The sequence below is a fragment of the Lysobacter sp. Root667 genome, from assembly GCF_001427715.1.
Taxonomy (GTDB): Bacteria; Pseudomonadota; Gammaproteobacteria; order Xanthomonadales; family Xanthomonadaceae; genus Lysobacter.
This window is the reverse complement of sequence record NZ_LMHF01000014.1, coordinates 290,451-303,723: the sequence shown is the minus strand read 5'-3', so window position 1 is coordinate 303,723 and position 13,273 is coordinate 290,451. Positions and strand designations below refer to the sequence as shown.

Annotated in this window: 13 protein-coding genes and 2 tRNA genes; 6 read left to right on the top strand and 9 right to left on the bottom strand. The window is 67.3% G+C overall.

From position 1 onward, the window contains the following. Positions 1-86 precede the first annotated feature (86 nt). From clpP to ASD78_RS16830, 6 genes are all read right to left on the bottom strand, one after another. Positions 87-713, bottom strand: a complete 627-nt coding sequence (gene clpP / locus ASD78_RS16855; RefSeq protein ID WP_055909587.1) for an ATP-dependent Clp endopeptidase proteolytic subunit ClpP — start codon at positions 711-713, stop codon at positions 87-89. 169 nt (positions 714-882) lie between these two features. Continuing rightward, positions 883-2,181: a trigger factor gene (gene tig, locus ASD78_RS16850; RefSeq protein ID WP_056103538.1), complete on the bottom strand. Its 1,299-nt coding sequence runs from the start codon at positions 2,179-2,181 to the stop codon at positions 883-885. A 179-nt stretch (positions 2,182-2,360) separates the two neighbouring features. Continuing rightward, a complete protein-coding gene (locus ASD78_RS16845; protein ID WP_056103535.1) occupies positions 2,361-2,990 on the bottom strand; it encodes an alpha-ketoglutarate-dependent dioxygenase AlkB in 630 nt (209 codons plus the stop codon). A gap of 35 nt (positions 2,991-3,025) precedes the next feature. Further along, positions 3,026-3,111 (bottom strand) — tRNA-Leu (locus tag ASD78_RS16840). Between the two features lie 145 nt (positions 3,112-3,256). Continuing rightward, positions 3,257-3,544 carry a hypothetical protein gene (locus tag ASD78_RS16835; RefSeq protein WP_056103532.1) on the bottom strand — a complete coding sequence of 96 codons (288 nt, stop codon included), beginning with the start codon at positions 3,542-3,544 and terminating at the stop codon, positions 3,257-3,259. A gap of 177 nt (positions 3,545-3,721) precedes the next feature. Further along, entirely contained in the window at positions 3,722-4,558 is an 837-nt protein-coding gene (locus ASD78_RS16830; RefSeq protein ID WP_156087840.1) for a class I SAM-dependent methyltransferase, read from the bottom strand. A gap of 247 nt (positions 4,559-4,805) precedes the next feature. Here ASD78_RS16830 and ASD78_RS16825 point away from each other — a divergent pair, with 247 nt between their 5' ends. From ASD78_RS16825 to ASD78_RS16805, 5 genes are all read left to right on the top strand, one after another. Beyond that, the gene (locus ASD78_RS16825) at positions 4,806-5,543 is read left to right on the top strand and encodes a DUF3348 family protein (protein ID WP_156087839.1); all 738 of its coding nucleotides are present in this window, start codon (positions 4,806-4,808) and stop codon (positions 5,541-5,543) included. Then, positions 5,527-7,620, top strand: a complete 2,094-nt coding sequence (locus tag ASD78_RS16820) for a DUF802 domain-containing protein (protein WP_056103526.1) — start codon at positions 5,527-5,529, stop codon at positions 7,618-7,620. The genes ASD78_RS16825 and ASD78_RS16820 overlap by 17 nt, the downstream gene beginning before the upstream one ends. Further along, on the top strand, positions 7,617-8,279 hold the full coding sequence (locus tag ASD78_RS16815) for an OmpA family protein (RefSeq protein WP_056103523.1): 663 nt from the start codon (positions 7,617-7,619) through the stop codon (positions 8,277-8,279). Before ASD78_RS16820 ends, ASD78_RS16815 begins: the two co-directional genes overlap by 4 nt. Beyond that, positions 8,269-8,919, top strand: a complete 651-nt coding sequence (locus tag ASD78_RS16810; RefSeq protein WP_056103521.1) for a DUF2894 domain-containing protein — start codon at positions 8,269-8,271, stop codon at positions 8,917-8,919. The genes ASD78_RS16815 and ASD78_RS16810 overlap by 11 nt, the downstream gene beginning before the upstream one ends. Positions 8,920-9,031: 112 nt before the next feature. Beyond that, positions 9,032-9,715, top strand: a complete 684-nt coding sequence (locus ASD78_RS16805; RefSeq protein ID WP_056103518.1) for a helix-turn-helix domain-containing protein — start codon at positions 9,032-9,034, stop codon at positions 9,713-9,715. Here ASD78_RS16805 and ASD78_RS16800 read toward each other — a convergent pair. From ASD78_RS16800 to ASD78_RS20915, 3 genes are all read right to left on the bottom strand, one after another. Beyond that, entirely contained in the window at positions 9,712-10,608 is an 897-nt protein-coding gene (locus ASD78_RS16800; protein WP_055909566.1) for a sterol desaturase family protein, read from the bottom strand. The two genes, ASD78_RS16805 and ASD78_RS16800, sit on opposite strands and share 4 nt — an antisense overlap. A 139-nt stretch (positions 10,609-10,747) precedes the next feature. After that, the gene (locus ASD78_RS16795) at positions 10,748-11,347 is read right to left on the bottom strand and encodes a hypothetical protein (protein WP_056103515.1); all 600 of its coding nucleotides are present in this window, start codon (positions 11,345-11,347) and stop codon (positions 10,748-10,750) included. Between the two features lie 145 nt (positions 11,348-11,492). Next, positions 11,493-11,601: transfer RNA gene (locus ASD78_RS20915), tRNA-OTHER, on the bottom strand. Between the two features lie 320 nt (positions 11,602-11,921). On the opposite strand from ASD78_RS20915, the gene ASD78_RS20225 reads away from it, so the two are divergent. Continuing rightward, positions 11,922-13,130 carry an N-6 DNA methylase gene (locus ASD78_RS20225; protein WP_082575677.1) on the top strand — a complete coding sequence of 403 codons (1,209 nt, stop codon included), beginning with the start codon at positions 11,922-11,924 and terminating at the stop codon, positions 13,128-13,130. The last annotated feature ends 143 nt before the right edge of the window (positions 13,131-13,273 follow it).

Below are 13,273 nucleotides of genomic sequence, written 5' to 3'. Positions count from 1 at the left end.
CGTCTTCGGGCCGGCCGCCGAGTCTGTTCGTCGCCGAAAACAGGTTCCGGATCAACGGCTTGCGCGCCGGTGTCGGAGCCTGGGGATCAGGCCGCCTGGATCGAGTCTTCCGGCCGGCGCTCGAGCACCTGGTCGACCAGACCGTACTCGCGTGCCGCTTCGGCGCTCTTGAAGTTGTCGCGCTCGGTGTCGCGCGCGATCGTCTCGATCGGCTGGCCGGTGTGCTTGGCCAGGACTTCGTTGAGGCGCTGGCGCAGGGCCAGGATCTCGCGCGCCTGGATTTCGATGTCGGTGGCCTGACCCTGCGAGCCGCCGGACGGCTGGTGGATCATGACCCGCGAGTTCGGCAGGGCGTAGCGCTTGCCCTTGGCGCCGGCGGCGAGCAGCAGCGCGCCCATGCTGGCGGCCTGGCCGATGCAGATCGTGCTCACGTCGGGCTTGATGTACTGCATGGTGTCGTAGATCGCCATGCCCGCGGTGACCACGCCGCCCGGCGAGTTGATGTAGAAGCTGATGTCCTTCTCGGGGTTCTCGGCCTCGAGGAACAGCATCTGGGCGACGATGACGTTGGCGACATGGTCGTCGACCCCGCCGACCAGGAAGATCACCCGCTCCTTGAGCAGGCGCGAATAGATGTCGTACGCACGCTCGCCGCGGCTGGTCTGTTCGACCACCATCGGAACGAGGTTCAGGGCTTGGATTCGGTTGTCCATCTCGACGGCACCTATGGCTGACGTTGAATGCTTTGCAGAGCCTTCGGCGGTACCGAAGGTTCCCGGTTAAGCCCAACTTGGGGCCTGTCGGGCCTCTACGCAAGGGCGTCCCGCGGTCCGGGACGCCTGCCTGGCGCGCTCGCTTCCTGCGGGATCGTCGCCCCGACGGTTACTGGCGGATCGCTTCGCTGAACGACAACGGCTGCTCGGTGTGCTGGGCGCGCTCGGCGATCCAGTCGATCACCTGCTCTTCCATCACCCGCCCCTGCAGGCTGTTCATCAGCTGCGGGTCGTTGCGGTACAGCTCGATCACCTGCTGCGGCTCCTCGTAGGTCGAGGCGATCAGCTTCAGGGTCTCGTTGAGGCGGCGCGGGTCCAGCATCAGCTGGTTGCGGCGCGCGATCTCGCCGACCAGCAGGCCGACCAGCACGCGCTTGCGGGCGCTGTCCATGAAGGTCAGGTAGGCGTCGGCCGGGGCTTCGATGTGGCGGCCCTGGCGGCGCGCCTGCTCGACGGTCTGGCGGGCCATGTCGCGGGCCTCGCCTTCCACCAGCTTCGGCGGCATTTCGACGCTCTGGTAGGCGGCGATCAACTGCTCGCCGACTTCGCGGCGCAGACGGGTCATCAGCGCGCCCTTGAGCTCGCGCTCCAGGTTGCTGCGGATGTCGGAGCGGAACTGCTCGACGTCGCCGCTCTTGATGCCGAAGCTCTTGATGAAGGCGGCATCGACGTCCGGCAGCACCGGCTCGGACACCTGGGTGGCCTTGAGATGCACTTCGACGGTGCGGCCGGCGAACTGCGGCACGCGCCAATCGGTCGGGAAGTCGATCGCGGCGATCTTCTCGTCGCCGGCCTTGAGGCCGACCAGCGCGTCCTCGATGGCGCCGAACATCGCGCCCGAGCCGATCACGGTCGCGCCGCGCTCGACGCCTTCGGCGGGAATGCGCTCGTCGCCGATCTGCGACCAGGTCTCGATCTCGACCGCGTCGCCGGCGGCGGCCGCGCGCTCGACCGGGTTCCAGGTGCGGCGCTGCAGGCGCAGATTCTCGATCATCGCCTCGATGTCGGCGTCCGCGACGTCCGCGGTGTGGCGCACGACATTGAGCTTGGCGACGTCGATGTCGCCGAAGTCCGGCACCACTTCGAAGGTGGCGACATAGGCCAGCTCACCGCCCTCGGCGGCCGCCGGCTCGATCATCGGGTTGCCCGCGATCTGCAGCGACTCCTGGCGCACGGCATTGCTGAAGCCTTCGCGCAGCAGGCCGTCGAGCACTTCGGCGCGGACCTGCTCGCCGAAACGCTGCTCGATCACCTTGGCCGGCACCTTGCCGGGACGGAAACCCTTGATCTTGGCGCCGCGCGCGATTTCGCGCAGGCGACCGCCGACCTGGCTCTCGAGGCGATCCGCCGGGAGACTGAAGGTCAGACGGCGTTCCAGATTACCCAGCGATTCGACCGAAACTTGCATATCCACTCCTGCTACCGCGACGGCCCGTCGCGGCACGATGTTGAAGACCTGTCCGACCGCCGGCCGGGCCAGCGCCCTCCAGCGGAACTTACTAGTTTCGCCGATTACGGGCCGCGCTGCCAGCCGGTCGGGCCGGCGTCCCGAATTCCGGGCTCAGGCGCGACCGCCCCGCTCCGGGCTCAGCGCAGGATCCGGCGGAAGGTCAGGTTCAGCCTCGGGCCGCAGGGCCGGGACAGCTTGGCGATGCCGTGCAGCCAGTGGCGCTGGGTGTCGCCGCGCATCAGCAGCAGGCAGCCTGAATCCAGCGGAATCCGCACGGGCGGGGTGACGCTGGGGGCAGCCCCGCGCGCGACCCTGCGCTTCATCACGAACACCCGCCGCTCGCCCAGGCTGAGCGAGGCGATGGTCGGGCGCGGCCCGAGTTCGGGCTCGTCGTCGCTGTGGAAACCCATGCCGTCGCGGTGGTCGCGGTAGTAATTGAGCAGGACGCTGTTGAAAACCGCGCCGCTGGCCCGCTCCACCCGTCTCTTCAGGTCGGCCAGCAGCGGCGTCCACGGGTGCGGCTGCAGGTGCAGGCCGGAGTAGGTGTAGGCGGCATTGGCATCGCCGTACCACGCGCTCAGGCGCGGCTGCGCGACCTCGCGCCCGAACACCACGATCCGCTCGGCGCGCCAGGGCACCTGTTCGATCAGCTCGGCCAGGATCTCGGCGTCGGGCCGGCCCAGGTCCAGATGCGCCAGCCGCGACACATCGGCGCCGTCCATCGCCAGGGTTTCGAAGGTCTCGGACGGGGCGAACAGGTCCTGCATGCGCGTTGGGCGCTCCTCGTAGCCGGCGCCGGGGCTGGTGCGAAAGGCGGGACTCGAACCCGCACGGGGGTTACCCGCTGGAACCTAAATCCAGTGCGTCTACCAATTCCGCCACTTTCGCGTTCGCGCCGCCCCGCAACGCGGGCCGGGCATTCTAGGCGCGCAACGCGGGCGCGCGCAAAGGGCGATGGCGCGAGCGCCTGCGCGCGGCCGCAACCGGCTGCGCGGGCGAACACGCGCCTGTGGACCGGCCGCCGCCGCGACCGCTAGTCCGCGGCTTGCACGGTAGCGGTATGGCCGGCCGCCGTTCCGTGCACTTCGTCGATCGCCGCGACCTTGCCGTCCTTGATCGTGATCAGCGTGGTCTTGCCGTCGCGGAAATATTCGAAGCGCTCACCGACTTCGGCGCCGTGCTTGTTCTCGATCTTTTTGATCCGGCTCGGCGCGCCGGCAACCTGATAGACCTGCCCCACGCCGTCGCCGAGCACGATGACGCGGTTGCCGAAGGCGACCGAATCGCTGGCCCAGGCGGGCGCTGCCAGCACCAGGCCCAAGGCGAGCCCCCATCCCAAGTTACGCATGAGCGACCTCCTCGTCCGTGGATACGCTCCAAAGTACGGCCCGCGTCCCAGCGCAGGCTTAACCGATTCGGGAAATGCGCCGAACCGGTGGAGCGATCGTCCTCGCCGGGCGGAACGATGCATACCGCGTTCTAAGCGCGGGCGACACGTTCAGCGGCTGACGAACACCGCGATACGGTCGCCGCGCGGCAGTGCGTCGCCGTCGAGCCATGGCTCGGCGGCGACCATCGAGGTACACGGGCCCAGCGTGCAGACACGGATCGTGCGCCCTTTCGCCTGCTGCGCCAGCGCATCCAACACTTGCCGCAGGATCGCGCCGGTGAACGGCGTGTACAGGTAATAGACGTTACCGGCGTCCAGATTGGCCTCGCGCGCATCCGCGCAGGCGAAGCTGGCGCGATCCAGGCCGAGTTCGGCGGCGCAGGCGCGCGCACTGGCGACGTAGGCCGGCTCGATCTCGATGCCGTGGGCGTGGGCGCCAGTGCAGGCGGCGACCAGCAGCGGCACATGGCCCAGGCCGGCGCCGAGGTCGATCAGCAGGTCGTCGGCGCCCAGCGACAATCGCCGCAGCAGGTCGAAGGCGTGCCGTGCCGGCGTCGGCTGGTAGAACACCATCTCCTCGCCGAGCGCGCCCACGTCGTCGCCGGGCGCTGGCAGGCGCAGTACGCCGCTGACGAGTTCGTCGAGGTGGTCGTAATGCTCGCCCGTGGCCGCCTCGCCGGTTTGCCTGGCCCACTGCAACAGTCGCGTACCGCCTTGGCGGATGTCCTCGCGCAGCTCGTCATAGAAAGCCTGATCTAGGGCCTCCAGCCGGGCGAGCAGCCCCCGCGCGCGGGCCTGCTCGCCCACGGCAGCCAGGTCGTAGGCGGCGAAATCCAGCGCCCGCTCCAGGCGATCCAGCGCCTGCGAGCGCTCACGCAGCCGCAGCGGCTCCAGCAGCGCCGAGTCCGCTTCCAGCGCGTCGAGCAGGCCTTTCAGTGCGGTCATGGGATCGGTCGGCATGGCATCGGGAAACCGCCGAATGGTAGCCGCTGCCGCAATGTCCGGATCGGCGTATGGACGCCCGCTGCGGCCGCGCGAGCCGGCCCTGAGACGGCATCGGCATGGCAGGCGCCGCATCCGCCCTCGCGCCCCGATCGCGGGGCCGGAGCAGACCCGGCCTGAATCCCGGGCCACCCGCGCGCCGGAAGTCGGCAGCGCCCGGCATCCCCGCTGCCTGTAAACTGGTCGTTTTTTGGCCATTCGTATTTTGGAAGCTTCACAACGGACGCTGGTCCGTGGCCCGACGTTCATCCGCCTGCTCGCCCGTCTTACCGATATCGACGTTCCACCGCCCCAGCCGTCGCTGTCGGACCGGCTGAGCGATTGGATCGACTGGACCCGGGCCGTGGCCTTGTCCCGGGTCCTGGACGGCAAGCCGCCGGCGGTAGAACCGGGCGGACCGGTCTTCGACGGCACGGAAGAGTCCGCGTACGCCGCTACGCGCGCCTCGCTGGGCAGCGCGATCGCCGCCTGCCTGGAACTGCCCGCCCCCACCCAGGCCGACGCCGAACCCGCGCAAGCCGACTACGCGATTTTCCAGCAGCATTACCTCGCCACGCAGCGGGCGATGCTGACGGCGACCGGCCGGCTGCGCGGACGGCTGCGCGACCTGCTCGTCGGCCTGTCGGCGGACACCGCCCGCCTCGCCGAGCTGGACGCGCTGATGGAAGCGGTGCTGAGTCCGCGCGAGCAGGCCTTGCTGGCGGCGGTCCCGGCCTTGCTCGGCGCGCATTTCGAACGCTTGCGCCCGGCCGCGCAGGCGGCCGCGGACGGCACGCCCGGCGCGGCGGCCGATGCCTGGCTGAACGTATTTCGCAAGGACATGCAGGGCGTGTTGCTCGCCGAACTGGATGTGCGTTTTTTACCGCTGGAAGCCCTGCTCGCGGCGCTTCGCAGCCACTCATTGGTGCCTGATGTTCAGACTGCTTGATCTTGTTGTCTTCCTGCTCGGCCTGGTCGCGGTGTGCTGGATCGGCGCCGGCTATCTGGTCTCGAACCCGCTGGGCCTGGCCGTCACCCTGCTGATCGGCGCCGGCTATCTGGCCGGAGGACTGGAGCTGCTGCGCTACCGACAGGCCACGGCCACGCTGGAGCGCGGCCTCGGCGAGCTGTCCGCAGCACCGTCCAGCCTGGAGGACTGGCTCGCCCAGCTCGATCCTTCCCTGCGCAATGCGACGCGCCAGCGCATCGAAGGCCAGCGCGTGGCGCTGCCGGGGCCGGCGCTGACGCCCTACCTGGTCGGCCTGCTGGTGCTGCTGGGCATGCTGGGCACGCTGCTGGGCATGATGGCGATGCTCAGGGGCACCGGACTGGCGCTGGAAACCGCGACCGACCTGCAGGCGATCCGCGACTCCCTGGCCGCACCGGTGAAGGGGCTCGGATTCGCCTTCGGCACCTCGATCGCGGGTGTCGCGACCTCGGCGATGCTGGGCCTGCTGGCCGCGCTGTGCAGGCGCGAGCGGCTGCGGGTGGTGCAGTGGCTGGACGCGAAGATCGCGACCAGCCTGCGCAGCCATTCGCAGACCCATCGACGCGAGGAAAGCTTCAGGCTGCTGCAACTGCAGACCGAGCTGATGCCCGCGCTGATCGACCGCCTGCAGACGATGATGGCGACGATCGAACAGCAAAGCCTGGCCACCAACGAGCGCCAGATCGCCAGCCAGGCGGCCTTCCACGACAGGACCCAGGCCGTGTTCGCGCAACTGGCGTCCTCTGTGGAGCAGTCGTTGCAGAAGAGCGTCTCCGACAGCGTCCGCGTCGCCAGCGAAGCCTTGCAACCGGTCATGGAGACGACGATGGCGGCCATGGCGCGCGAGACCACCGCGCTGCACGGCACGGTCCACCAGGCCGTGGAGCGGCAATTGCAGGGCTTGTCGGCCGGTTTCGAAACCGCCGCCGCCAACGTCGCGGGCATCTGGAACCAGTCGCTGGCCGAACAGCAGCGAAGCAACGAAACCCTCACCCGCGAACTGCGCGACGCGCTGGATCAATTCGGCGCCAGCTTCGAGCAGCGCTCGACCGACCTGCTGGACAACGTCGGCGCCCGCCTCGACACCACCGCAAGCGCCGTGACGCAGGCCTGGACCCAGGCGCTGGCGCAGCAGCAGGACGTCAACGCGGCCCTGTCCAGCCAAAATCAGGAGGCGCTGACCGCGGCGGCCGCTACCTTCGCGCAGCACTCGGCTTCGTTGCTGCGCAGTGTCGATCAGTCTCATGGCGAGTTGCGGACGGCGCTGGCCGCTCAGGATCAACAGCGCCTGACCGCCTGGACCGAATCCCTGGCGTCGATGAGCAGCGCCCTGCGCGAGGACTGGGCGCAGGCCGGCATCGACACGGCGAGCCGCCAGCAAAGCATCTGCGACAGCCTGGCCCGCACCGCGGACGAGATCGGCGCGCGCACGCAGGCGCATGCCAGCGAAACGATCGCCGAGATTTCGCGACTCGTGGACACCGCCTCTGAAGCGCCCAAGGCCGCCGCCGAAGTCATCGCCGAGCTGCGCCAGAACCTGTCCGAGAGCATGGCCCGCGATACCGCGGTGCTGGAAGAGCGCACCCAGCTGCTGTCCACGCTGGACACCCTCCTGTCCGCCGTGAATCACGCCTCCACCGAACAGCGCGGCGCCATCGATGCGCTGGTCGCGACTTCGGCGGAGCTGCTCGACCGGGTCGGCACCCGCTTCATGGGCCATATCGAATCCGAAACCGGCAAGCTCGGCGCGGTCGCCCACCAGGTCAGCGTGGGCGCGGTCGAAGTGGCGAGCCTGGGCGAAGCCTTCGGCGCCGCCGTGCGCGTGTTCGGCGACTCGAACGACAAGCTCGCCGACCGCCTGCAGGGGATCGAAGACGCGCTGCAGAAATCGCTGGTACGCAGCGACGAGCAACTGGCGTACTACGTCGCCCAGGCGCGCGAGGTCATCGACCTGAGCCTGCTCGCGCAGAAGCAGATCGTCGAGGACCTGCAACAGTTGCCCGCTTCGCGTGCGTCGAACGACGCCGCAGCGGCATGAGCACGGACATCAGCAGCGAGGTCGATGGCGGCGCGGACGCCTCGGTTTCGGTCTGGGCCGCGTTCGGCGACCTGATGTCGATCCTGCTCGGCGCGTTCGTGCTGATCCTGGTCGGCGTGATCGCCGTGCAACTGCAGTTGGAGATCAAGCTCAACCAGGAGATCGCGCAGCGCAAGATCGAGACCCAGCGCCGCCTGACCCTGGAGCGTGCGCTGGCCGTGCCCTTGGCGGCGGGCCGGATCACCCTGGTCGACGGGCGCATCGGTATCCGCGGCAGCGTGCTGTTCGCCTTGAATTCCGATCGCTTGCAGCCCGAAGGCCGCGAAGTGCTCAAGAGCCTGGCTGGCCCGCTTGCGGAATATCTGCGCGCACGCGACGAAGCGCTGATGGTGAGCGGCTATACCGACGACCGCCAGGTCAGCGACGGCAACCGCGAGTTCGCCGACAACTGGGAACTCTCCGCCCAGCGCGCCCTGACCGTGACCCGCGCCCTGATCGCCGAAGGCGTGCCCTCGTCCTCGGTATTCGCCGCCGCGTTCGGCGCCGAGCAGCCGGTCGCTGCCAACACCGACGAAGCCGGACGCGCCAGCAACCGGCGCGTGGAGATGGCGCCGGTGCCACGATTGCGGCACGCCACCGCGTCTTCCGATGCGCGATAACCCGGTCCCCGACCACGCGATCCTCGATGCCTGGCGCGAACAAGGCGCCGACCGCATGGATCCCCTCGCCTTCCACTACCTGGTGGCGCTGCGGCGGCGCGCGATCGACCGCGACGGCGATGCCCGGCGCGAGCTGGAGCGCCGCCTGTCCGATCTGATCGCGGCCTATGCCGGCGATCTCGCGCGTACCGCCGCTCATGCTGCCGATGCCAGCCCCATCGGCATGCCCGCACGCGGAATGCTCGGCGAACTGGCCGACGAACTCGCCGGTCGCGCCGCGTCGCGCAACGGCGGCAAGGTCGCCGACGACAACGCCGCTCGCGCCGTGCTTCCGGAACTGGGAATGCTCGACGACTTCCGCAAGATCTGGGCCAGCGTGCGCAGCGACAGTCAGGTCCGACGCTCGCTGGAGGACGCACCCAGCAATGCCGGCCCGCTCAATTCCAGCCGCCTCGTCCACCGCTCGCTCAGCCTGATGCGTGAACTTTCGCCCGGCTATCTGCAGCAGTTCCTGGCCTACGTCGACGCCTTGTCGTGGCTGGAACAGATGAACGAAGGCGGCGTCCTCGCTGCGCAAGAGCCGCCGCAACGCGACAGCGGCAAGCCGCGCACCCGCAAGCCGCGCAAGCGCCGCGAGTAGGGTCGGCGAACGAGCGCCTGCGAGACGCCAGCGGCGCGCCGGCGTTTTCGTAATGCCCGATATCGGCCACAATCGGTCGTTCGCGAGCGCCGCTCGCTCCGCCCAATCCCGCATGCCTGCATTGCCATCCCACAGCGCCTGGACCGGTACCCTGCTGCTCGGCGAGCACGTGGCGGTGTTGCAAGGCCGGGCCGGCGGCAGCCTCCGTCATGCCCATTACGCGCACCAGCTGCTGCTCAGCGAGGGCGCGCCGTGGCAAGTGGAGATCGACGGCGAACGACGCCAGGGCCAGCGCTTGTGGCTGCCGTCGTTCCAGCCGCATGCCGTGCTCGCCGCGCCGGCTGAAGGCTGCACGGTGTTCCTCGAACCTGGCCACGCCGATGTCGAGGCGATAGCCCAGCAATTGCCGCAGCTGCCGGCCCGGCTGCCGGCGCTACGATCGCGGTTGCCCGGCCTTTGCCGGGCGCAAGCCTTGGACCGGCGCCTGCAGGCGGCCATCGCCGAAATCGGCGCACGCCTGCCCGATAGCGTGGCTGCCGCCGATATCGCCCAGGCCGCGCACCTCTCCCCCAGCCAGCTGCATCGGCGCTTCCAGTCCGACCTGGCGGTCAGCCTGCGTGGCTGGGTGCTGTGGCGGCGTTTGCACCAGGCCTTAGTTCACCACCTCGCCGGCGACAGCCTGACCGCCAGCGCGCACGCCGCCGGTTTCGCCGACCTGGCGCATCTGTCGCGCAGCTTGCGGCGCATGTTCGGCATCAGCGCCGCGCAGCTGCGCGGCCTGCAGGTGCAGGCCTAACGCGAGCGCGCCTGCGCGAGCTGCGGCGGCAACGCCGGCACCTCTGCATGCGGCAGCTCGCGAAACGGCGCCAGCAACTGGCCGACATAGTCGCGCGGGTAATCCGGTTGGCTGCCGATGCCCAGGTCGCGCCCGCTCAGGCGATAAGCCGGCGCATCGAAGGCGGTTCCCAGCAGCCGATCCCAGACGGTGAAGAACAGCCCGAAGTTGACGTCGCCGGCGCTGCCGTAGCGCAGGTGATGGAAGCGGTGCAGCGGCGCCCATGCCATCACCCGGCCCAGCCAGCCAGGCCGCATGTCGACATTGGAATGCTGCAACAGCAGTTGGATGGCGATGGCGAAGGCCAGCACCGCCGCCAGCGGATACGGCATGCCCAGCACCAGCAATGGCAGCACTCCGCCCACGGCTTCGGTGGCTTGGTGCAGCGGATGCTTCATCAGACCGTTGAAGCCGTACATCCGGCTCACGCTGTGGTGCACGGCATGCAAGCGCCACAGCCAGCCGATGCGATGGCTGGCGTAGTGCATGAGGGTCAGGCCCAGATCGGCGCCGACGATGGCCAACAGCAGTTGCGCGGCGAACGGCCACTGGGTCGGCCAGCACCGCCACGGCATCCACCCCGCGAGCAGCGGGATCAGGCCGATCGACAGCAGGTTCAAGCCTTCGTTGACCAGCACGTGCAAGGCATCGCGGCCGCGATCGCCGTGGTCCCGGTTGAAGCTCCGGTCGTACGGCCAAAGGTGCTCGGCGACGAAGGACAATAGCGCCGCCAGGCCCAGCAACGGCAGCAACCACAGCGCATCGCCGTCGCGGTGGGCGACCCACCACACCGCCGTGCCGACGAAGCCGAACAGGAACAAGGGCGCGTACAGGCGCAGCATCCAGCGTTTCATCTTCGCTCCAGGCGACCGGGGAGCCGGCATGCTGGCGCCCATGCCGCTCGCGTGGCTTGAACAAACCACGCATCCTGCGCGTTGGGACCGTTCTGGCTGGAAGAAGCAGCGCGCCTATCGCGCGGCGGCGGTCGCCGCTTCAGTCGTCCCGACCCAATAGAATCTCGCGCGTCTTCGACAGCGCGCCCTCCCGCCAGGACAACGTCCAGCGGTAACGACCCGGCTCTGGGCAAGGACCTGCCGAGCCGCGATCGAGGGAGCGCTTGCAGATCGGCGAATCGCGCACGACGTCGAAGGTGACCTGGACGCGGTCGCCCACGATCGCCAGCGCGCGCACGTCGCCAGGCACATGCAAGGACGTATCGTCGCCATAGCCGCTTTGCTCGGCGCGTCGCCACAGGTCGGTCATGTAATCGTTATCGAGACGGCCGGTACGCAAGCGCGGATCGCCCTTGCGCAACGGCGTCATCACCACGACGTCGTTGGTGCAGTCGAAGCTCGCGCCGATGCAGGTCGCGGTGAGCAGATAGACCACTTCGTCCACGCCGTCGCGATCCAGATCCGCGATCTGGACGCGGCTCGCCCGGATATCGGTACGGATATCGTCGCCCGGATGGAACTTGGTCCAGACATTGGCCGCACGCACCGCTCCGCGACTGTCGATGGCGCCGACGCCGCCGCTGAACATCATCGCCAACGCCGCGAACGCCACGACCGCGATTCCTTGCCGCTTACGCATGACCTGCTCCTTGTCCGTCGTCCCAGGATTCTAGAACGGCCGGCCGCTCGCACGGCATCGGCGTAGCGCCCGAATCTCCCGGCCTGACGCAAAGCTCCGGACAAAGAAAAAGGCACCCGGACTTGCGTCGCGGGTGCCTTTGAATTGGTGGGCCGTCAAGGATTCGAACCTTGGACCTATTGATTAAGAGTTTGGGCAACTTTGCTATTGAATCAATGGCTTAGGCCGCTCCAATTTCCCGGTGGCGCTCACCCGCAACGCCTCCAGATCAGCATCCTACCAGTCATTTTCCCGGTGTCCGCTATCGGCCAAGAGCGGTCGCTCCCGCCAGTATCCGTGTGTCTCCGGAAGGGGCTGGCGTGCTTGCCGTGAGCGGTCGGGTCCGAGCAGACCCCGCCGCTACGGCTCCAGCTTGTCGACCGGGAGACTGGCGGAAGCTCATAAAAGACCGCGAACTGAAGTTCCCGCCTACCTGCGGAGCGTATGCAGAAGCGTCGGGCGGCGGCGCTGCAGGCTATCGCCGTCGGAATTGTTGTAAATTTTGCGAGAACGGCTAGAGGGGTGCGTTTTGAAAATGGTGCTTGGGAGCAGGCAGTCGGACAGCCTTGGGCGGTACTACACCCATGGGAAGGTCGCGGCGTTGTTGGTCGCATCGATGGATGTAACCGCCCCAAAGACCGTTATTGACCTCGGTGCCGGCAACGGCACACTCGTCGATGCGGCTGCGAAGCTCTGGAGCAAGGCGCGCTTCGTCACCGTCGATATCGACGAAAGAGCCGAGAGCAGTCGCCTGCCGGCAACGAGGGGAGACGCATTCCGTCATTTCACAGGCGATGCCTTGGACGTTGGTCTAAACCATCGGCTCGGCCTTCATTGGGGAAGAGCCTGTGTGGGCTTGTGCAATCCACCCTATATCAAGCCTCGCTGGCGCTGCCATTTCGGCGAAATCATGGAGGAGGTTGGCCTTAGTCACGTTCTGCCGCATGCGGATGACGTCCCGGCAGATATCCTTTTTATTGCTCAAAACCTGCGTTTGCTTAAGAAGGGCGGACGGCTTGGAATGATCATTCCGGATGGACTGATTTCCGGAGAGCGCTTCATGCGTTTTCGTCAGTCACTCATCGAAAGCCATGCAATTGACCAGGTCATCGAGTTGCCGCGTAATATTTTTCGCCGAACTGAGGCCAAGGCTCATATAGTCATTCTTACGAAGGGCGCGACGCAGGAATCGACCATTCCTGTTCGACAGCTTTCCGCGACCGGTGAACTATCAGACACAATGGCGATATCGCCAGAGCGGGCAATCCTTCGCCTGGATTATGGATTCCATTCATTGGCGAAGCCGTCACGCGCTTTGCGAAGCGTCCAGCTATCGCAGCTCGTTAGTTCGATCTCGCGTGGCGTGCTCTCATCGCGGACTCGACAGACTGTCGCATATCCAGTCTTTCACACGACCGACCTTGCGGATGGCATGACTGAGGTGCCCCGCAGATTCGTGCTCAACAAGGAGCATCGGAGAGTGGTAGCCGGTACAACAGCGCGAGCGGGTGACGTGCTTGTCGCCAGGGTCGGCAGAAACTTGTCAGACAAAATCTGTCGGGTTGGTCGAGGGGTCATTGTTGTGTCGGACTGTTTCCTTGTCCTGCGGCCGAATCCAGGCGAGGAGGACAAGCTGTTCAAAGTTCTGACTAGTCCTCGTGGCCGATCAGCCATTGATGCAATTGCGCACGGAGTCGGCGCCAGATTCATCACCGCCAATGCGTTAATGACGCTACGTTTGTGAGTCCTAGGCATGGCAAATAGAACTGACGGTGTTGAGCTCGAGTCTGCTCTCCAGCAGCGGGCGGATTACATTCCAATTGAGGACCTACTGAGCGAAACTTCGCAGCAGGGTGATCTGTTTAATAAGGTCACCCAAGAGCTGAC

Coding starts and splice junctions, on each gene's coding strand:
- clpP (WP_055909587.1), bottom strand. CDS start 713: ATGGACAACCGAATCCAAGCCCTGAACCTCGTTCCGATGGTGGTCGAA.
- ASD78_RS16815 (WP_056103523.1), top strand. CDS start 7,617: ATGAGCACGGACATCAGCAGCGAGGTCGATGGCGGCGCGGACGCCTCG.
- ASD78_RS16845 (WP_056103535.1), bottom strand. CDS start 2,990: ATGCAGGACCTGTTCGCCCCGTCCGAGACCTTCGAAACCCTGGCGATG.
- ASD78_RS16820 (WP_056103526.1), top strand. CDS start 5,527: ATGTTCAGACTGCTTGATCTTGTTGTCTTCCTGCTCGGCCTGGTCGCG.
- ASD78_RS16800 (WP_055909566.1), bottom strand. CDS start 10,608: ATGAAACGCTGGATGCTGCGCCTGTACGCGCCCTTGTTCCTGTTCGGC.
- tig (WP_056103538.1), bottom strand. CDS start 2,181: ATGCAAGTTTCGGTCGAATCGCTGGGTAATCTGGAACGCCGTCTGACC.
- ASD78_RS16805 (WP_056103518.1), top strand. CDS start 9,032: ATGCCTGCATTGCCATCCCACAGCGCCTGGACCGGTACCCTGCTGCTC.
- ASD78_RS16810 (WP_056103521.1), top strand. CDS start 8,269: ATGCGCGATAACCCGGTCCCCGACCACGCGATCCTCGATGCCTGGCGC.
- ASD78_RS16830 (WP_156087840.1), bottom strand. CDS start 4,558: ATGACCGCACTGAAAGGCCTGCTCGACGCGCTGGAAGCGGACTCGGCG.
- ASD78_RS20225 (WP_082575677.1), top strand. CDS start 11,922: ATGGTGCTTGGGAGCAGGCAGTCGGACAGCCTTGGGCGGTACTACACC.
- ASD78_RS16795 (WP_056103515.1), bottom strand. CDS start 11,347: ATGCGTAAGCGGCAAGGAATCGCGGTCGTGGCGTTCGCGGCGTTGGCG.